This is a genomic window from Staphylococcus sp. NWU MK-U1 (assembly GCF_033283505.1).
GTDB lineage: Bacteria > Bacillota > Bacilli > Staphylococcales > Staphylococcaceae > Staphylococcus > Staphylococcus haemolyticus.
On sequence record NZ_JAVSMG010000010.1, the window covers coordinates 62,787 to 80,737 of the forward strand.

The following is a 17,951-nucleotide window of genomic DNA, read 5'->3' on the forward strand; positions in this document are numbered from 1 at the left end:
ATACGATATGATAGTACTATTAGAAAGGGTGACGACCTTGAATAATCATGAAAATGCACATCATTCCGAGCAAATTAAAATGAATTTAAAATCAAGACTCAATCGTATTGAAGGGCAAGTTAGAGCGATTAATCGCATGATTGAAGAAGATGTATACTGTGATGACGTGCTAACTCAAATTAGAGCTACAAGATCAGCTTTAAATAGTGTGGCCACTAAGTTGCTAGATCATCATATGAAAAGCTGTATCATGGATAAAGTGAATAACGGCGCTCAAGAAGAAGCGATGGAAGAATTGTTAGTGACGTTTCAAAAATTAATGAAAGATTAGGGGTTAATTAAATGAACTTTAGTGAAATTAGAATTAGTGAATTAAATACTGAAGAGCAAGCTAATTCACTCCAACATAGACTTGAGAAGATGATAGGTGTAGATGAAGTAATTGTAGAACTAAATGACCAATTAGTTAAAATTTCTTATGAAACACCTACGAATTTAAATAGTATTGAAAAAGAAATTTATGATGATGGTTATAAGGTATTAGGTTGATAAATTAAAATAATTTTATTAAATATCAATTTTATGCTGAATTAATGTAGTAAAACATCGATAATTGGGGTAGTATAACTTTGAAGTCATAAAACGAGGTGAAAGCCATGAGTAATTCGGATAAATTGCAAAATGTTGTTAAATTATTATCGTCATTAGGTGTGAATATTAAAAAAACTAAATCTCGTTTAGACATTATTAATACATTGCCAGCTACAACACCTGTGCGCCAAGAACTTAAATAGTCTGCTAGCAATTGATAAAGGGAGAAGCGTAATCACTTATAAAAGTGATTACGCTTCTTTATTAGGCATTGTTTGTCTTTGATGGAAATGTATAGATAAGACGACACCTATACCAACCATTAAACTCCATAGTGAACTACCGCCGTAACTAATAAAAGGTAGTGGTATACCAGTAATAGGTAGTAATTGGATTGTCATACCTATATTTTGTAATATATGGAAAACAAGTAGTGATACATAGCCTATGATAAATATTTTGCTGAATGGAGATTCAACTTTTGTAGCAAGTCGAATTAAATGAAAAATCAATGCTAAAAAGATGAGTAGTAAAACTACAGCGCCTATAAATCCCATTTCTTCTCCAACTACTGAGAATATAAAATCTGTATGATTTTCAGGAATGTAAACCTCACCATGATTAAATCCTTTACCGAATAATTGACCAGACCCAATCGCTTTTAAAGATTCTGTTAAGTGATAACCGTCTCCAGCACTATATGAATATGGATCCAACCAAGAATTAATTCGTCCCATTTGATACATTTTCACACCTAGAAGGCTCTCAATTAACGTTGGTTTATAAATGATAGCTAATATAATAGTTCCTCCAAAAACAAAAGCGGCTATAAATAATGGTGCTAAAATTCTCCATGTAATACCGCTAACTAACATTATGCCGATAATAATAGCACAAATCACAAGCGTTGTACCTAAGTCATTTTGTAATAAAATTAAAGCCATTGGAACTATTGAAATTCCTATGATTTTAAAGAACAAGACTAAATCAGTTTGAAAAGATTTATTAAAAGTAAAACGATTATGGTTAGAAACGCTCTTTGCTAATGCTAGAATTAAGATGACCTTCATAAATTCTGAGGGTTGAATACTTACTGGTCCAAATGAATACCAACTTTTAGCACCATTAATGATTGGTGTGATAGATGTTTCAGGTAATATGAGTAAACCGATAAGTAGTACACAAAAGATAAAATAAAGAATATATGTATTATTTCTAATCTTTTTAGGTGAAATAAGCATAATAACTAATGCGATAATAGCACCTAATATGTAATATATGATTTGGCGAATACTAAAGTTTGCACTATATTGTCCTCCACCCATAGCTGAACTAATCGTAGTAACACTTATAATGGCAAGTATGGTTAATAATGCTACAAGTATCCAGTCTATCTTACGTAGCCAATGTTTTGAAGGCTGTTGACGGGATGAATATTTCATGAGAAAACTCCTTAAATTCTTATAATCGAACGATTAATATTATATATAAATTTTACATGACTTTATATTAATTTGCTAGAAAATAACAGGCTGAATATAGAAAACTAAAAATTCTATCTAAAATTGTGTTTGAATTATAATTGGTAAATTAGTCTAATATAAACCAAAAAAATTATTTAAACATAATTAGATTTAAGTTGATAAATGCAAAATCACTTTAGACTGTGATAATATTGTTTTTTAGAAAGCATAGTTTAAACTAAATAAAATTTATAAAATATTGATAGTTAACTAAAAAGAAAAAGTAAAAATGAATTGAAAGAGATATAGACATTTGTAGGAAGTTTAAATAATGTAATAGTTTAATACTTCTCATAAATGATTGAGTTATGATCTTTCTTAATGGAGGAACTACTTATGGTAAAAGAAAACATTTGTATCGTATATGGTGGTAAAAGTGCTGAACATGATGTTTCTAAATTGACTGCGCAAAATGTTCTTAATGCAATTGATAAAGAAAGATATTTAGTGGATATCATTTATATTACGAATGATGGCTTATGGAAGAAAAAAGAAAATATCACTGAGGAAATTAAAGAAATTGAATCCCTAAATATGACAGATATAGAAGCGGGCGAAATCACTATTTTGCTTAAAGAAAGTAGCGATGGTAAACCTTATGATGCAATATTCCCATTACTTCATGGCCCTAATGGTGAAGATGGCACAATTCAAGGGTTATTTGAAGTTCTTGATTTACCATATGTTGGAAACGGTGTACTAGCTGCATCAAGTTCAATGGATAAACTTGTCATGAAACAATTATTTGAACATAGAGGTTTGCCTCAATTACCTTACATTAGTTTCTTAAGAAGTGAATATGAAAAATATGAGGGTAATATTATTAAACTCGTTAAAGATAAACTTACATATCCAGTATTCGTAAAACCTGCAAATCTTGGCTCAAGTGTAGGTATTAGTAAATGTAATAATGAGGATGAACTAAAATCAGGTATTAAGGAAGCTTTCCAATTTGACCGTAAACTCGTTATTGAGCAAGGTATTAATGCTCGCGAAGTTGAAGTAGCTGTATTAGGCAATGACTATCCTGAAACAACATGGCCAGGAGAAGTTATCAAAGATGTTGCATTCTATGATTACAAATCAAAATATAAAGACGGTAAAATCAGTTTACAAATTCCTGCAGAATTAGATGAAGAAGTACAAATGACATTAAGAAACATGGCATTGGAAGCATTTAAAGCTACAGATTGTTCGGGATTAGTACGTGCGGATTTCTTTGTTACTGAAGACAATCAAATTTTTATTAATGAAACAAATGCAATGCCTGGATTTACAGCATTTAGTATGTATCCAAGTTTATGGGAGAATATGGGCTTATCTTATTCTGACCTAATCACAAAATTAATTGACCTAGCTAAAGAACGTCACGAGGATAAAAAGAAAAACAAATACACAATTGACTAAGAGAGGGATTCATAAATGATAGAAGTTTCTTTACAGCAAATTCAGGAATGGATACCTTGTGATATTGATTCACAATATTTACAACAAACCATCAAAGGTGTGACGATCGATTCACGTGCAATCAAAACTAATATGTTATTTATACCATTTAAAGGTGAGAACGTAGATGGTCATCGCTTTGTTTCACAGGCGTTAAAAGATGGCGCTGGGGCTTCTTTCTATGAAAAGGGCCATGACATTGATGATAACGTGGAGGGACCTATTATATGGGTAGACGATACATTAATTGCGTTACAACAATTAGCTAAAGCATATCTTAAACATGTGAACCCTAAAGTAATAGGTGTTACTGGTTCAAACGGTAAAACAACTACAAAAGATATGATTGAGAGTGTATTACACACTGAATTTAAAGTAAAAAAAACGCAAGGTAATTACAATAATGAAATAGGCTTACCGTTAACTATTTTAGAGCTTGATTTAGATACAGAGATTTCAATATTAGAAATGGGTATGTCTGGATTCCATGAAATAGAATTACTTTCTAATATAGCTGAACCAGATATTGCTGTTATTACAAATATTGGTGAGTCACATATGCAAGATTTAGGTTCTCGTGAAGGTATTGCTAAAGCTAAATCTGAAATAACAATTGGACTTAAAAAAGAAGGAACATTCATCTATGATGGTGATGAACCATTGCTTGAACCACATGTTAAAAAAATCAAACACGCTAAATGTTTAAGTGTAGGTTTGAAACAAGATAATGCTTTAGTATGCGAAGTAGAACATAGTGAAAATGATGGCATTGCTTTCTCTATTAACGGTAATGAACATTATAAATTACCTATTCTCGGAATCCATAATATGAAAAATGCAGCTATCGCAATTGCTATTGGTCATGAACTAGGACTTAAATATGAGACTATTCAACATAACATTAATCATGTTCAACTCACTGGTATGCGAATGGAACGCCATATTACTGATGATGATATTACTATCATAAATGATGCTTATAATGCCAGTCCTACAAGTATGAAAGCCGCAATTGATACTTTGAGTCAAATGGAAGGTAGAAAAATTATTGTACTTGCTGACTCACTTGAATTAGGTGAAAATAGTCGTTCAATGCACGAAGAGGTAGGCGCATATTTAGAAGGTAAAAACATCCATACTTTATTAACATATGGCAAAGATGCAAAGTATATTAGTGATATTGGAGGTCAATTTGTTGACCACGTTGAATATTTTATTGATAAACAACAATTAACTCAATATTTAATAAACAACTTAGTTGCTAACGACAAAGTTCTTGTAAAAGGTTCAAGAGGAAATAAACTTGAAGAAGTTGTAAATAAATTGATTTAATTATTTTCAAAATTACTATCATGCTAAGCAAGTCACTAATTAGGAATCTAAATCCTTTAGTGGCTTGTTTTTTTACTTTAAAAATTTAAATAACAAGTGAAAAATGTAAACGCTATTATATGAAAATAGATTTGAAAACGAGTTCATCTATAAAATTGCTTTATTGCGATATGTAATTTTAGGTGGTACTATATAGAAGTTGACGTAATAAGAGAACCTTATATACACAAACGTATATTGATAAATAAGAAAGTTAAAAGGAGAATTATATTGCAAAATTTTAAAGAACTAGGGATTTCGGATAAAACAGTTGAGACCCTTGAAGCAATGGGCTTTAAGGAACCCACACCTATCCAAAAAGATAGTATCCCTTATACATTAGAAGGAAAAGACATCCTTGGACAAGCTCAAACTGGTACAGGTAAAACGGGAGCGTTCGGGATTCCTTTAATAGAAAAAGTTGTAGGTCAATCAGGTGTGCAAGCTTTAATATTAGCACCTACAAGAGAATTGGCTATGCAAGTAGCTGAACAATTAAGAGAATTTAGCCGTGGTCAAAACGTACAAGTTGTAACGGTATTTGGTGGTATGCCAATCGATCGACAAATTAAAGCTTTAAAAAGAGGACCACAAATCGTTGTAGGTACACCAGGACGTGTCATTGACCACTTAAATAGACGTACATTAAAAACAAATGGTATTCATACATTGATTTTGGATGAAGCGGATGAAATGATGAACATGGGATTCATCGATGATATGAGATTCATTATGGACAAAATTCCAGCTGAGCAAAGACAAACAATGTTATTCTCAGCAACAATGCCTAAAGCAATTCAAACTTTAGTACAACAATTCATGAAATCTCCTCAAATCGTTAAGACAATGAACAACGAAATGTCAGACCCTCAAATTGATGAATATTATACAATTGTGAAAGAGCTTGAAAAGTTCGATACATTTACTAATTTCTTAGATGTACACCAACCTGAATTAGCCATTGTCTTCGGTAGAACAAAACGTCGTGTGGATGAATTAACAAGTGCTTTATTATCTAAAGGATACAAAGCAGAAGGCTTACATGGTGATATCACACAAGCTAAACGTTTAGAAGTATTGAAGAAATTTAAAAATGATCAAATCGATATATTAGTTGCTACAGACGTTGCGGCACGTGGACTAGATATTTCAGGTGTAAGTCATGTATATAACTTTGACATTCCTCAAGATACTGAAAGCTATACACATAGAATCGGACGTACAGGAAGAGCTGGTAAAGAAGGCATCGCTGTTACATTTGTAAATCCAATTGAAATGGATTACATCCGTCAAATTGAAGATGCAAATGGAAGACGTATGAACGCTTTAAGACCACCTCACCGCAAAGAAGTATTAAAAGCGCGTGAAGATGATATTAAAGATAAAGTGAAAAATTGGATGTCACGAGAAAGTGAAGCACGTTTGAAACGTATCTCAAGCGAGTTATTAGAAGAATATGACAGTACTGAATTAGTTGCATCATTACTACAAGAATTAGTAGAAGCAAATGATGAAGTGGAAGTACAATTAACATTTGAAAAACCATTAGCACGTAAAAATCGCCAAGGTAAAGGTAATGGATCACGTCGTGGTGGAAAACGTAATAACAAGTTCGATAATAAAAACAAACGTTCAAAAGGTAACTTTAATAAGAAAAAAGGTAAAAAACCTGACCGTCGTGAAAGACAAGACAAAGGTAGATCTACGATGAAAGGTCGAACATTCGCAGATTTACAAAAATAAAATAATTCAATATTGAATTTTATAATCAAACCATCTCATGCTTTTGAGGTGGTTTTAAATTTGATTAAATCGTAGAAGTAATTTAACAATTTCGCATATTCAGCAAGGTCAGTAAGCCTTACACTAAATATGATATAATAAAATAAAATTGCAAAGGAGTATATTATGAAGGTAGAAAGTTCATTTCATAAGAGTCCTAAAAATGCACTGAAATACCACTGGCTTAATAGTGGTATCTTATTTTTAATAGAACTGATTATCATTGCTGCACTATTCTCAATGTGGCGATATTTTAATTGGTACCACTTTATTGTCTACATACTTATCTTCTTAGTCTTCATTTCGGTTATTCGTTTACTATTACAGCCCATTATTAATTATAAATATCGTTTTTATAGGGTTAATGATAGAAATGTTGAAGTTAAAAAGACTTTTATTTTTAAAAAACACCAAATAACTAAAATTGAACGGCTACAATTTTTAGAAATTAAAAGTAATCCTATTTTAAAGCTACTAAATTTAAATATTTTAATTTTTGTAACAGCGGGACATGAACTAAAATTACCAATTGTCTCAGAAGAAGAAATGAATCAATTATCAGAAGATATTTTTATAGCATTGCGAGGTGCTGATTCAGATGTTTAATCCTCAAAAATTGCATCCAATTTCATACATAACAGGGATAATAGACGTAATTAAACAAAATATTTTTACATTTATCATATTAGTTGGTTTTAATATATGGAATTTTGATTTTACAGAAATTCGTCATTATATTGGCCCATCAATCTTTTTATTTATCTTTATTTTGACGTTTATACATCAATTTCTAGAAATTAAAGTTACAAGATATTGGATTGAAAACGATCAATTTATTGTTACATCTGGTTGGTTAAATAAAAAAAGAAAAGAACTAAATCTAAGTAGAATTCAGTCATTAGATACAACACAAGGTTTGATTAACCAAATCGTGGGTGGTGTTAGTTTACAAATTAAAACGCCAAGTGATGGTATTGAATTGGCAACAATAACGAAGAAACAGAGTGAGTTCATTGAACAAACCATACGTATGAGACAAAAAGAATTAAATAATGATACTCAAGAATATTCAATCAATGATGAAGCGGATGAAAATGAACTAAAAACTGAGCAATACAATGCGTCGCCAAGTGTAACAGAAAGTAATTCAGAACATGTGTTCAATATGTCCTTAACTTCACTAATTCTAATGGCTATGACGAGTGGGGCAATAGGTGTGGCCTTTGCTGCCGTTTCGCCAATAGTAGGTGCATTTCAAGATATTATCCCTTGGGATAAATGGACGTCTAATCTATGGCATTGGGTAAATTCTGTACTTATTATTGTGTTGTTTGTTGTTGTATCAATTTTAATCATTAGTTATGTTTTAGGAACTATAATTACGATTATTCGTTATTATAACTACAAAGTTGTACAACAGGGGAATCATCTTAAAATTAGTTATGGTCTTTTTAATGTGAAAAATCTAACAGTTCCAACTGATCGACTACAAGCAGTGTTAGAGAAACAATCTTTCTTAAGAAAAATATTTGGATATACCTCTATACACTTTATAATCACGAGTGATATGGATATAGAGTCTAAAGATGATGCAAGTGACAATGGTAAAATTATGATATTACCATTTATAAGACAAAAAGAAGCGTATGAAATTATTGGAAAGCTTGTACCAGAAATGAAGTTTAATAAGGTCGAAAACATTATGCCGTGGAATGGATTTCATCGTCACTTTTTTATACCAAGTATTATCGTTTTAATTTTAGCTAGTATTGGAACTTATTTTTGGAGTGCATGGAGCTTTTTTATCGCTTTGATGATAATTATTGTGATGATGTCTCATGCATATATCTACGTTAAAAATGCTGGCTTAGTGATAGAGAATGGTGAAATTACTTTGAAACGTGTGAGCACTTTTGGTTTTCAAACATATTACTTCAAAACGGATAAAATTATAGGTATGGAAACAAGCCAACATCCTTTTCTCGAAAGAAGTCATTTAGCAAATTTATATTTCCTTATTGCAAAGGGATCAATATTTGAGTTTATGGAATTAAAGTTTATAAAAGAAGATACATCGCAACGCTACGTTGATGCGTATTTAAGAGGTGAGTACGATGTCTAATTATAATTACATGAATAAAAACGGCCTTAAAGTGATGAGGATTGCTTCAATGATTACTAGCATTATTTTTACAATTATAGTGATAATAGCAAGCATTTTATGTGATTTATACATTGAGGAAATGAGTCGCGCATTACTTGTAAGTCTTTTGATAGCACTAATCATTTTATGTTGTGTTGTTTTTATAGTTATAACACCATTTTTAAAATATAAAAACTTTCGATATAGTTATTCAAATGATGAAATTTATATAAGAAGAGGCATTATTTTTATCAATACTAAAATTATTCCATTTTATAGAATTCAGAATATCGATATTGAAGAAGGTTTTTTAATGAGAAAATATGAGTTAGCATCATTGCATTTGTCGACTGCAGGTGGTGTTTCTCAAATAGACTTGATTGCAAAGACAGACGCAATTAATCTTAAACAAATGATACAAAATAAGAAAAAAATTCAGCAAAATGATACTAGTGAAATGAATACGAAAATAGATCATTCAAATATACCCAGTGAGTGAGGGATTAGCATGATACATGGAATAGGTATTGATTTAATAGAAATTGATAGAATTAAAAAAGCTTTTGAGAAACAAAAAGACAAGTTAGTAAAGAGAATTTTAACACAAGAAGAGGAACAACAATTTCATTCATTTAAAAGTGAAAAGAGAAAGCTTGAATTTTTATCTGGTCGTTTCGCAACCAAAGAAGCTTTCAGTAAAGCATTAGGTACAGGCTTAGGAAAAACAGTGGCATTCAAAGACATTAATTGTTACAACGATATAAAAGGTAAACCATGTATAGATTACAATGGTTTTATCGTACATGTTTCAATAACTCATACAGAACATTATGCGATGAGTCAGGTTTTGTTAGAAAAGAGAGATTAACAGTATTATAATAAAAATAATTTCTACCTCGTATTTTGAACGAGTTAAATTAATAATAAACAAGATTTTTTACTAATTAAGAGGAGGATTATGTATGTCAGATAAATTCTATAGATCAACTTATTTAAACGTAGATTTATCAGCGATTTTAAATAACTATAATACTGTTAGAACGTTGCATAGCGATAAAACAGTTATACCGGTAGTAAAAGCTAATAGTTATGGGCTAGGTAGCGTTAAAATCGCACAACATTTAATGAATAACGGTGCTGACTTTTTTGCAGTAGCAACTCTTGATGAAGCTATTGAACTACGTATGCATGGAATCAATGCTCAAATACTTATCTTAGGCGTCATTCCTCTTGAAGATATAAATAAAGCTATTCAACACGGAGTTGCTTTGACTGTACCATCATTACAATGGCTACAACATGCAATAGAATTAATTCGTGATGATAATGAAAAGAATTTATGGCTACATGTGAAACTCGACACAGGTATGGGCAGACTTGGAATTAAATCACTGGAAGAATATAAAGAAGTCATTGACTTAATTCAAAGTCATCCTCATTTGGTATTCGAAGGTGTATATACGCACTTTGCTAATGCTGATGAACCTGGCGACTCAATGGATAATCAATATGAACAATTTGAAACCTTAGTAACTCAAGCTGAGAAACCTAAATTCATACATTCTCAAAATTCAGCTGGTTCTTTATTGAGAAACTTTGAATTATGTAACGCAGTTAGACTTGGTATTTCACTTTATGGTTATTATCCGTCAGCGTATGTAAAAGAAAAAGTTGAAACTGAATTACAACCAAGTGCGCAATTATTAACACAAGTTGTCCAAACTAAATATTTAAAAGTTGGCGAATCGGTAAGTTATGGCAGTACATATACAGCAACTGAAGATATAAAAATCGCAATTTTGCCAATTGGATATGCAGATGGTTACTTACGCTCAATGCAAGGGGCATTTGTTAATGTCAAAGGCCATCAATGTGAAGTCATAGGTCGAGTATGTATGGATCAAATGATAATTAAAGTGCCAGATGATGTAAAAGAGAGAGACACTGTGACACTTCTAGATAATGCTTATGATTCACCTCAATCAGCTGAAACTTTAGCTCAAAAACAAGACACGATTAGCTATGAAGTTTTATGTAATTTAGGTAGACGTTTACCTAGAATCTATCAAGTTGATGACGAGATGCATGTAACTAATGAATTATTAAAATAGTATAGTCACTTGAAATAAAATTTGTTATTATAAAATTAATTAAAGTTTATAATGTCTTATTTGGTATCAACTGGAGGTTCATATTATGCTTACTTTCAATCAAAATAGAAGTCACAGTCTTGAACAATCTTTAAAAGAAGGCTATGCACAAATGGCCGAATTAAATCTCTCCCTAGCGACAGAAGCTTTTCCTCTAGAATGCGAAGCTTGTGATTGCAACGAAACGTACATTATTTCTAATTATAAAAGTGAATGATTAGAAGAGGCGATGTATATTTAGCTGATTTGTCACCAGTACAGGGCTCAGAACAAGGGGGAGTCAGACCTGTAGTTATCATTCAAAACGATACTGGTAACAAATATAGTCCTACCGTAATCGTTGCTGCGATTACGGGAAGGATTAATAAAGCGAAAATACCCACACATGTTGAAATCGAGAAAAAGAAATACAGACTTGATAAAGATTCAGTTATTCTACTCGAGCAAATTAGAACATTAGATAAAAAACGACTAAAAGAAAAATTAACATATCTATCTGATGAGAAAATGCAAGAAGTGGATGAAGCGCTAGACATTAGTCTAGGATTGCATGATGAAGTTAAAACGCAAAACACATAACTTAATTCATGTATAATTCAAAAGTATTTCATTTTAACTATTAAAGACAATATTTTAAATTCAGTTATTCGAATTTTCGTAATTTAATTTCTATGTACTTAATACATATTAGTCTTATTTGAAGGTAAGTACTAGATTAATTGATAGTCTTTAGTTGTTGACTTTAGGTAATACCTAAAGTCTTTTTTAAATATAAAGCATATTATTTAATATTATGGTTTTAACAATAATGAATTTTATTAATAAATATCAAATGCATATAAATAAGTTCTAAGTGATAGATATATTGAAGCAAGGAGGCAGATTTGTGGAAGAATTTAAGCAGCATTATAAGCAACTTATTGATGAAAGTTTAGTTACGCAAAATAAACAACAATTTCTAAAAAAGTGTAATGATTTTACAGATGAAGTAATTAAAAAAGATATTCTACCTGAAGATATTGTGAATATACACAAATCATATGTAACCTCCTTAAATTTAGATAAAGAACCAATTTTTGATACATTAGATGTGTTACAAGAGGTTGTAAAGGGGTTTGGATATAGTTATCGAGACTACCAAAAGTTAGTTGATAAAATGCAATTCCACGATAAAGAAATTGATTTAGCTTCTAGGCTTCAACAGACAATGTTAAAAACAGATATCCCTCAATTTGATAGTATACAGATTGGTGTGATTTCTGTTGCTGCTGAAAAAGTGAGTGGCGACTATTTTAATTTAATTGATCATAGGGATGGAACGATGAGTTTCGCTATTGCTGATGTTATAGGTAAAGGAATTCCAGCTGCATTAGCTATGAGTATGATTAAATTCGGAATGGACTCCTATGGGCATTCCCAATTACCAAGTGATGGATTGAAACGTCTTAATCGTGTTGTGGAGAAAAACGTAAATCAAAACATGTTTGTGACCATGTTTTACGGTTTATATGAAGAAATGAACCATCTACTATATTGTAGTTCTGCAGGTCATGAACCTGGATATATATATAGAGCGGAAACTGAAACATTTGAAGAAATTGAAGTTAGAGGAAGAGTCTTAGGTGTAAGTCAGCACACTCGTTATAGTCAACAAGAAATTCCCATTCATTTAGATGATTTAGTTATCATATTTACTGATGGTGTTACAGAAGCAAGATACACAGATGGCGAATTCATAGCTAAAAACACATTGTTGAACCTCATACGTAAGTATAAGCATATGCACCCACAAGATATAGTACAAATATTATATGAAGCTATATTAAAAATACAAAACCCTAACAAACGTGACGATATGACTATTATGATTATAAAACGTGTAAATTAAATATTAAATTTTTAGATTATATAAATCTAACTATGGGTATACTTACTAAAGTATACATATTATTAGTAACAAAAGACTAAACTAGGAGTGTAAGAACTATGAACCTTAACATTGAGACGGTAACACATGATGAATATTATGAAGTCATTGTGGCTGGGGAATTAGATGTTTATACAGTACCTGAATTAGAAGAAGTTTTGATGCCAATGCGTCAAGAAGGTACTCATGATATTCACGTAAATGTGACAAACGTTAGCTATATGGATTCTACAGGATTAGGTTTATTTGTAGGAACATTAAAAGCTTTGAATCAAAATGATAAAGAATTATATATTTTAGGTGTATCAGATAGAATCGGAAGATTATTTGATATTACTGGCCTTAAGGACTTAATGCATGTCAATGAAGGAACGGAGGTAGAGTAACTTGCCTATTAAAAATGATTATATCGAGATGAAATTGCCTGCCTCTGCTGAGTATGTGAGTTTAATTCGTTTAACTCTATCAGGTGTATTCTCAAGAGCAGGCGCATCTTACGACGATATAGAAGATTCTAAAATTGCAGTAAGTGAAGCCGTTACTAACGCAGTTAAGCATGCTTATAAAAATGATGAAACAAATGGTATGATTAATTTATGTTTTGAGTTATTTGATGATAAAATAAAAATAGTTATCTCAGATCAAGGTGAAAGTTTTGATTATGAAACGACTAAATCACAGCTAGGACCATACGATGAGAATGAAAATATCGATTTCGTACGTGAAGGCGGACTTGGTCTTTTCTTAATTGAATCCTTGATGGATGAAGTGAAAGTCTTTAAAGAATCTGGTGTAACAATCAGCATGATTAAGTATATAAAAAAAGAGCAGGTGCCAAATAATGACGAAAGAGTCGAAATCAGTTAATGATGTATCACCTGAGCAAATTAACCAATGGATTAAAGAACATCAAGATAACGCTAATACAGAAGCTCAAGATAGATTAGTTAATCATTATCGAAAATTAATTGAATCTTTAGCTTATAAGTATTCTAAAGGACAATCACATCATGAAGATTTAGTTCAAGTTGGTATGGTTGGTTTAATAGGTGCTATTAACAGATTTGATTTGTCTTTTGATCGCAAATTTGAAGCATTCTTAGTACCGACCGTTATTGGTGAGATTAAGAGATATTTAAGGGATAAAACTTGGAGTGTTCATGTTCCTAGAAGAATAAAAGAAATAGGCCCACGTATCAAAAAAGTAAGCGATGAACTAACAAATGAGTTGGAAAGATCTCCATCAATTGCAGAAATTGCTGACCGTTTAGAAGTTTCAGAAGAAGAAGTGTTAGAAGCTATGGAAATGGGACAAAGCTATAATGCGCTTAGTGTTGATCATTCAATTGAGGCAGATAAAGATGGTTCAACAGTAACTCTACTAGATATCATGGGACAAAAAGATGACAATTATGACTTAACTGAAAAACGTATGATTCTTGAACGTATTTTGCCTATTCTCTCAGATAGAGAAAGAGAAATTATTCAATGCACGTTCATAGAAGGATTAAGCCAGAAAGAAACTGGGGAACGTATTGGATTAAGTCAAATGCATGTATCACGCTTACAAAGAACTGCAATTAAGAAATTGCAACAAGCTGCTAAACAATAAAATATTACATTTAGAGTCTAGAACATTAATAATATAAAACTATAGTGGACAGTCGCAATTGTTGCACGTATTGATAAGAAGTTCAACTAGTAGTTTTTCAGTTCTAGTCATCTTTGTGGGGGTGGGACAATGAATTCACTATGAATTCTATCCGACTCCTTTTTTACTTTTGAATTAAAAAAGAAATGCTTAAAATTAAATATTATATACTTAGAGAAATAAGAATTTTTGAAAAGTGTGGTTATATAAATGGATAAAATGTTAATGAATGAAATAGTGTCTAAATATCAATTTTCTGAAAAACAAGTAAAATCCGTATTAGAATTGCTAGAAGAAAATAATACTGTTCCTTTTATAGCAAGATATCGTAAAGAAGCAACGGGTGGTTTGGATGAAGTTCAAATCAAACAAATTTCTGACGAATATCAATATGTTGCAAATTTACAGAAAAGAAAAGATGAAGTTATACATAATATTGAACAACAGGGATTATTAACAAATGAACTAAAAGAAGCTATTCTTAAACAAACCAAATTGCAACGTGTCGAGGATCTTTATAGACCTTTTAAACAAAAAAAGAAAACAAGAGCAACTGAAGCTAAGCGAAAAGGACTTGAAAGTTTAGCCCAATGGATTAGTGATGGTCAACAGGGTGAATTGAGTAAAAAAGCTGAGGCGTATATTAGTGATGAAGTAGCTACTGTTGACGAGGCAATTCAAGGAGCGTTAGATATCATTGCTGAACACGTTTCAGATAATCCTAAGTATCGTAGTCGTATATTGAAAGATATTTATAGGCAAGGAAATATTGTAACGGCTAAGAAGAAAAAAGCGGATGATGAAAAAGAAACATTTGCAATGTACTATGACTATGTGGAACCTATTAAGAACGTTGCTAATCATAGAGTGCTAGCTATGAATCGTGGTGAAAAAGAAAAAGTACTTTCAGTCAAGGTAGAATTTGATACTCAACAAGTAGCAAGTGCTATTGAAAAAAATGAGGTTAAAAGTAATAATCCACATGGAGATTATATTAAATTAGCAATTGAGGACAGTTTAAAAAGGTTGATAATGCCTTCAATTGAAAGAGAAATACGCGCTGATTTAACTGAGAAAGCCGAACAACATGCTATTGAGGTCTTTAGTGAAAATTTAAAACACTTATTGTTGCAACCGCCTATGAAAGGCAAGCAAATATTAGGGGTTGACCCAGCATTTAGAACAGGATGTAAACTAGCAGTCATTAATCCTTATGGGACTTTTATTGATAAAAGTGTAATTTATCCACATCCACCTAAATCTAAAGTAGAAGCATCTGAAAAAGAAATTGTCCGAATGATTAAAGAAAATAATATAGAGCTTATTGCTATTGGTAATGGTACAGCAAGTCGTGAAACTGAACAATTTGTTGCTGATGTTATCAAAAAATATAATTTAGATATTAAATTTATTATTGTCAATGAAGCGGGGGCCTCAGTGTACTCTGCTTCTGAAATTGCTAGATCAGAGTTTCCTAATTTTCAAGTTGAAGAACGAAGTGCTGTTTCAATAGGAAGACGAGTTCAAGACCCATTAAGTGAATTAGTTAAAATAGATCCTAAATCTATTGGTGTGGGTCAATATCAACATGACGTAAATCAGAAAGAACTTGAAAGTGCATTAACATTTGTTGTTGAAACAGCCGTAAACCAAGTTGGTGTAGATGTAAATACAGCATCAAAATCTCTATTACAGTATGTTTCTGGTCTATCTAGCGCAATAGCACAAAACATTATTGATTACCGTGAAGAAAATGGAGCAATCAAGCACAATAAAGAAATAAGTAAAGTGAAACGATTAGGTGCTAAAACATTTGAACAAAGTATAGGATTTTTGCGTATTGTAGATGGCTCTGAACCACTTGATAATACGTCAATTCACCCTGAGAGTTATGATGTGACATATGAATTATTGACTGTTTTAAATTTTGATATCAATGATTTAGGAACTGACAAGTTAAAAACTGAATTATCCAACATAAACACAAATCAAATAGCTGAACAATTAAATGTTGGAGTACCAACTTTAGAGGATATTATTAAATCTCTAATGGCACCTAATCGAGATCCGCGTGATGAGTTTGAAACGCCTATCCTTAAATCTGATGTACTATCTATTGAAGATTTAAAAGAAGGTATGAAATTAAGTGGCACAGTAAGAAATGTTGTTGATTTCGGAGCATTTGTAGATATAGGTGTGAAACAAGACGGATTAGTGCACATATCTAAATTATCAAAAAAATTCGTCAAAAATCCTATGGATGTAGTTAGTGTTGGAGATATAGTAGAAGTTTGGATTCTTGATATCGATAAAAATAAAGGAAAAGTTTCTCTAACAATGATTGATCCTCATGAATAATAATGAACTTCAAAATATGGTTGAAAGCATTTCGAACCGATATTTTAATGAACCTTTTCGTCATAATGCTTTGTTTAATAATAAGCTACGTACTACAGGTGGACGTTATATTTTAGATTCGCATAACATTGAAATTAATCCTAAACAATATCAGTATTATGGTAAAAATGCATTAATCGATATAATTAAACATGAGTTATGTCACTATCATCTGCATTTAGGTGGAAAAGGTTATAAACATAAAGATCCAGACTTTAAAATGTTGAGTAAGCAAGTCGGTGCTCCGAGATTTTGTAAACCTATTCAATCATATGAAGCGCGTGCTAATTATTTATATAAATGTCAATCATGTGGTTACAAATATTTAAGGATAAGGAAAGTAGATGTTCGGAAGATGAGGTGTGGAATATGCAATGGAAAGTTGTCACTAATCGAACATTTAACTTAGGTACTAAGTAACTAAAATTGAAATTCAGATCTACTTTTACAATAATTGTAGATCTGAATATTTTTGTTTATTAAATGTTGACATTAATTATAAAAACATGTATAGTATATATCGTTGCTTTAATAAAAGAGTTAAACATTAATTGTTTGTAAAAAGTCTTTAAAAATATGTTAAAAAGTTATTGACATTTCATTACAAAACATTTACAATAATTTATGTTCTCGATAGTTAATAGTAATTATTGCGTTTTGCCAGCGGTCGTGGCGGAATGGCAGACGCGCTAGGTTGAGGGCCTAGTGGGAGAAATCCCGTGGAGGTTCAAGTCCTCTCGGCCGCACCAAATAAACTTTTAATTTAATATGCGGGTGTAGTTTAATGGCAAAACCTCAGCCTTCCAAGCTGATGTTGTGGGTTCGATTCCCATCACCCGCTCCATTATTAATGAACATTGAAAACTGAATGACAATATGTCAACGTTAATTCCAAAAACAGTAACTTAAATGTTACAAACACTATTTAGTATTATGAGCTAATCAAACATCATAAATTTTTATGGAGAGT

The 17,951-nt window shown here is 31.4% G+C and carries 20 protein-coding genes and 2 tRNA genes; 21 read left to right on the forward strand and 1 reads right to left on the reverse strand.

Annotated features, from left to right (window positions below):
• Window positions 1–7 precede the first annotated feature (7 nt).
• The 3 genes from csoR to SBL16_RS11330 all read left to right on the forward strand — a co-directional run bounded on the left by csoR (window position 8) and on the right by SBL16_RS11330 (window position 794).
• Window positions 8–331, forward strand: a complete 324-nt coding sequence (csoR, locus tag SBL16_RS11320; protein ID WP_052071619.1) for a copper-sensing transcriptional repressor CsoR — start codon at window positions 8–10, stop codon at window positions 329–331.
• 11 nt (window positions 332–342) lie between these two features.
• Window positions 343–549, forward strand: a complete 207-nt coding sequence (csoZ, locus tag SBL16_RS11325; protein WP_011275259.1) for a putative copper chaperone CsoZ — start codon at window positions 343–345, stop codon at window positions 547–549.
• A gap of 107 nt (window positions 550–656) precedes the next feature.
• On the forward strand, window positions 657–794 hold the full coding sequence (locus SBL16_RS11330) for an Lmo0850 family protein (protein ID WP_011275260.1): 138 nt from the start codon (window positions 657–659) through the stop codon (window positions 792–794).
• 48 nt (window positions 795–842) lie between these two features.
• On the opposite strand, the gene SBL16_RS11335 is transcribed toward SBL16_RS11330, so the two are convergent.
• Window positions 843–2,033, reverse strand: coding sequence for an FtsW/RodA/SpoVE family cell cycle protein (locus tag SBL16_RS11335; protein ID WP_037538779.1), 1,191 nt, complete (start codon window positions 2,031–2,033; stop codon window positions 843–845).
• A 417-nt stretch (window positions 2,034–2,450) separates the two neighbouring features.
• Here SBL16_RS11335 and SBL16_RS11340 point away from each other — a divergent pair, with 417 nt between their 5' ends.
• The 18 genes from SBL16_RS11340 to SBL16_RS11425 all read left to right on the forward strand — a co-directional run bounded on the left by SBL16_RS11340 (window position 2,451) and on the right by SBL16_RS11425 (window position 17,825).
• Window positions 2,451–3,521, forward strand: coding sequence for a D-alanine--D-alanine ligase (locus SBL16_RS11340; RefSeq protein ID WP_107611868.1), 1,071 nt, complete (start codon window positions 2,451–2,453; stop codon window positions 3,519–3,521).
• Between the two features lie 15 nt (window positions 3,522–3,536).
• Window positions 3,537–4,892: a UDP-N-acetylmuramoyl-tripeptide--D-alanyl-D-alanine ligase gene (locus tag SBL16_RS11345; RefSeq protein ID WP_107613755.1), complete on the forward strand. Its 1,356-nt coding sequence runs from the start codon at window positions 3,537–3,539 to the stop codon at window positions 4,890–4,892.
• Between the two features lie 270 nt (window positions 4,893–5,162).
• Window positions 5,163–6,674, forward strand: a complete 1,512-nt coding sequence (cshA, locus tag SBL16_RS11350) for a degradosome RNA helicase CshA (RefSeq protein ID WP_037538771.1) — start codon at window positions 5,163–5,165, stop codon at window positions 6,672–6,674.
• A 165-nt stretch (window positions 6,675–6,839) separates the two neighbouring features.
• A complete protein-coding gene (locus SBL16_RS11355) occupies window positions 6,840–7,319 on the forward strand; it encodes a PH domain-containing protein (protein WP_037538769.1) in 480 nt (159 codons plus the stop codon).
• The gene (locus SBL16_RS11360; RefSeq protein ID WP_107619769.1) at window positions 7,312–8,835 is read left to right on the forward strand and encodes a PH domain-containing protein; all 1,524 of its coding nucleotides are present in this window, start codon (window positions 7,312–7,314) and stop codon (window positions 8,833–8,835) included. Before SBL16_RS11355 ends, SBL16_RS11360 begins: the two co-directional genes overlap by 8 nt.
• Window positions 8,828–9,355, forward strand: coding sequence for a PH domain-containing protein (locus SBL16_RS11365; RefSeq protein ID WP_107612711.1), 528 nt, complete (start codon window positions 8,828–8,830; stop codon window positions 9,353–9,355). Before SBL16_RS11360 ends, SBL16_RS11365 begins: the two co-directional genes overlap by 8 nt.
• A 9-nt stretch (window positions 9,356–9,364) precedes the next feature.
• On the forward strand, window positions 9,365–9,724 hold the full coding sequence (gene acpS / locus SBL16_RS11370; protein WP_011275269.1) for a holo-ACP synthase: 360 nt from the start codon (window positions 9,365–9,367) through the stop codon (window positions 9,722–9,724).
• A gap of 94 nt (window positions 9,725–9,818) precedes the next feature.
• Complete coding sequence (gene alr / locus SBL16_RS11375) at window positions 9,819–10,967, forward strand: alanine racemase (RefSeq protein WP_107612713.1); 1,149 nt, start codon at window positions 9,819–9,821, stop codon at window positions 10,965–10,967.
• An 85-nt stretch (window positions 10,968–11,052) separates the two neighbouring features.
• Window positions 11,053–11,223, forward strand: a complete 171-nt coding sequence (gene mazE, locus SBL16_RS11380; protein WP_037538759.1) for a type II toxin-antitoxin system antitoxin MazE — start codon at window positions 11,053–11,055, stop codon at window positions 11,221–11,223.
• Window positions 11,220–11,585 (forward strand): type II toxin-antitoxin system PemK/MazF family toxin, encoded by a 366-nt coding sequence (locus SBL16_RS11385; protein ID WP_011275272.1) that lies wholly within the window; start codon window positions 11,220–11,222, stop codon window positions 11,583–11,585. The genes mazE and SBL16_RS11385 overlap by 4 nt, the downstream gene beginning before the upstream one ends.
• 307 nt (window positions 11,586–11,892) lie before the next feature.
• Window positions 11,893–12,894 carry a SpoIIE family protein phosphatase gene (locus SBL16_RS11390; protein WP_107634534.1) on the forward strand — a complete coding sequence of 334 codons (1,002 nt, stop codon included), beginning with the start codon at window positions 11,893–11,895 and terminating at the stop codon, window positions 12,892–12,894.
• Between the two features lie 98 nt (window positions 12,895–12,992).
• Window positions 12,993–13,319, forward strand: coding sequence for an anti-sigma factor antagonist (locus tag SBL16_RS11395; protein WP_011275274.1), 327 nt, complete (start codon window positions 12,993–12,995; stop codon window positions 13,317–13,319).
• A 28-nt stretch (window positions 13,320–13,347) separates the two neighbouring features.
• On the forward strand, window positions 13,348–13,800 hold the full coding sequence (rsbW, locus tag SBL16_RS11400) for an anti-sigma B factor RsbW (RefSeq protein WP_233664223.1): 453 nt from the start codon (window positions 13,348–13,350) through the stop codon (window positions 13,798–13,800).
• Window positions 13,775–14,545 (forward strand): RNA polymerase sigma factor SigB, encoded by a 771-nt coding sequence (gene sigB, locus SBL16_RS11405; RefSeq protein WP_011275276.1) that lies wholly within the window; start codon window positions 13,775–13,777, stop codon window positions 14,543–14,545. The genes rsbW and sigB overlap by 26 nt, the downstream gene beginning before the upstream one ends.
• Before the next feature lie 249 nt (window positions 14,546–14,794).
• Window positions 14,795–16,942, forward strand: a complete 2,148-nt coding sequence (locus SBL16_RS11410; RefSeq protein WP_107614318.1) for a Tex family protein — start codon at window positions 14,795–14,797, stop codon at window positions 16,940–16,942.
• Window positions 16,935–17,390, forward strand: coding sequence for a SprT family protein (locus SBL16_RS11415; RefSeq protein ID WP_037538751.1), 456 nt, complete (start codon window positions 16,935–16,937; stop codon window positions 17,388–17,390). Before SBL16_RS11410 ends, SBL16_RS11415 begins: the two co-directional genes overlap by 8 nt.
• 254 nt (window positions 17,391–17,644) lie before the next feature.
• Window positions 17,645–17,730: transfer RNA gene (locus SBL16_RS11420), tRNA-Leu, on the forward strand.
• Window positions 17,731–17,751: 21 nt separating this feature from the next.
• Window positions 17,752–17,825, forward strand: a tRNA-Gly gene (locus SBL16_RS11425).
• Window positions 17,826–17,951: the final 126 nt, after the last annotated feature.

Excerpts from the sequence above, each read along its gene's own strand:
- csoR (WP_052071619.1), top strand. The coding sequence starts at position 8 with ATGATAGTACTATTAGAAAGGGTGACGACCTTGAATAATCATGAAAAT.
- csoZ (WP_011275259.1), top strand. The coding sequence starts at position 343 with ATGAACTTTAGTGAAATTAGAATTAGTGAATTAAATACTGAAGAGCAA.
- SBL16_RS11330 (WP_011275260.1), top strand. The coding sequence starts at position 657 with ATGAGTAATTCGGATAAATTGCAAAATGTTGTTAAATTATTATCGTCA.
- SBL16_RS11335 (WP_037538779.1), bottom strand. The coding sequence starts at position 2,033 with ATGAAATATTCATCCCGTCAACAGCCTTCAAAACATTGGCTACGTAAG.
- SBL16_RS11340 (WP_107611868.1), top strand. The coding sequence starts at position 2,451 with ATGGTAAAAGAAAACATTTGTATCGTATATGGTGGTAAAAGTGCTGAA.
- SBL16_RS11345 (WP_107613755.1), top strand. The coding sequence starts at position 3,537 with ATGATAGAAGTTTCTTTACAGCAAATTCAGGAATGGATACCTTGTGAT.
- SBL16_RS11355 (WP_037538769.1), top strand. The coding sequence starts at position 6,840 with ATGAAGGTAGAAAGTTCATTTCATAAGAGTCCTAAAAATGCACTGAAA.
- SBL16_RS11360 (WP_107619769.1), top strand. The coding sequence starts at position 7,312 with ATGTTTAATCCTCAAAAATTGCATCCAATTTCATACATAACAGGGATA.
- SBL16_RS11365 (WP_107612711.1), top strand. The coding sequence starts at position 8,828 with ATGTCTAATTATAATTACATGAATAAAAACGGCCTTAAAGTGATGAGG.
- acpS (WP_011275269.1), top strand. The coding sequence starts at position 9,365 with ATGATACATGGAATAGGTATTGATTTAATAGAAATTGATAGAATTAAA.
- alr (WP_107612713.1), top strand. The coding sequence starts at position 9,819 with ATGTCAGATAAATTCTATAGATCAACTTATTTAAACGTAGATTTATCA.
- mazE (WP_037538759.1), top strand. The coding sequence starts at position 11,053 with ATGCTTACTTTCAATCAAAATAGAAGTCACAGTCTTGAACAATCTTTA.
- SBL16_RS11385 (WP_011275272.1), top strand. The coding sequence starts at position 11,220 with ATGATTAGAAGAGGCGATGTATATTTAGCTGATTTGTCACCAGTACAG.
- SBL16_RS11395 (WP_011275274.1), top strand. The coding sequence starts at position 12,993 with ATGAACCTTAACATTGAGACGGTAACACATGATGAATATTATGAAGTC.
- rsbW (WP_233664223.1), top strand. The coding sequence starts at position 13,348 with ATGAAATTGCCTGCCTCTGCTGAGTATGTGAGTTTAATTCGTTTAACT.
- sigB (WP_011275276.1), top strand. The coding sequence starts at position 13,775 with ATGACGAAAGAGTCGAAATCAGTTAATGATGTATCACCTGAGCAAATT.
- SBL16_RS11410 (WP_107614318.1), top strand. The coding sequence starts at position 14,795 with ATGGATAAAATGTTAATGAATGAAATAGTGTCTAAATATCAATTTTCT.
- SBL16_RS11415 (WP_037538751.1), top strand. The coding sequence starts at position 16,935 with ATGAATAATAATGAACTTCAAAATATGGTTGAAAGCATTTCGAACCGA.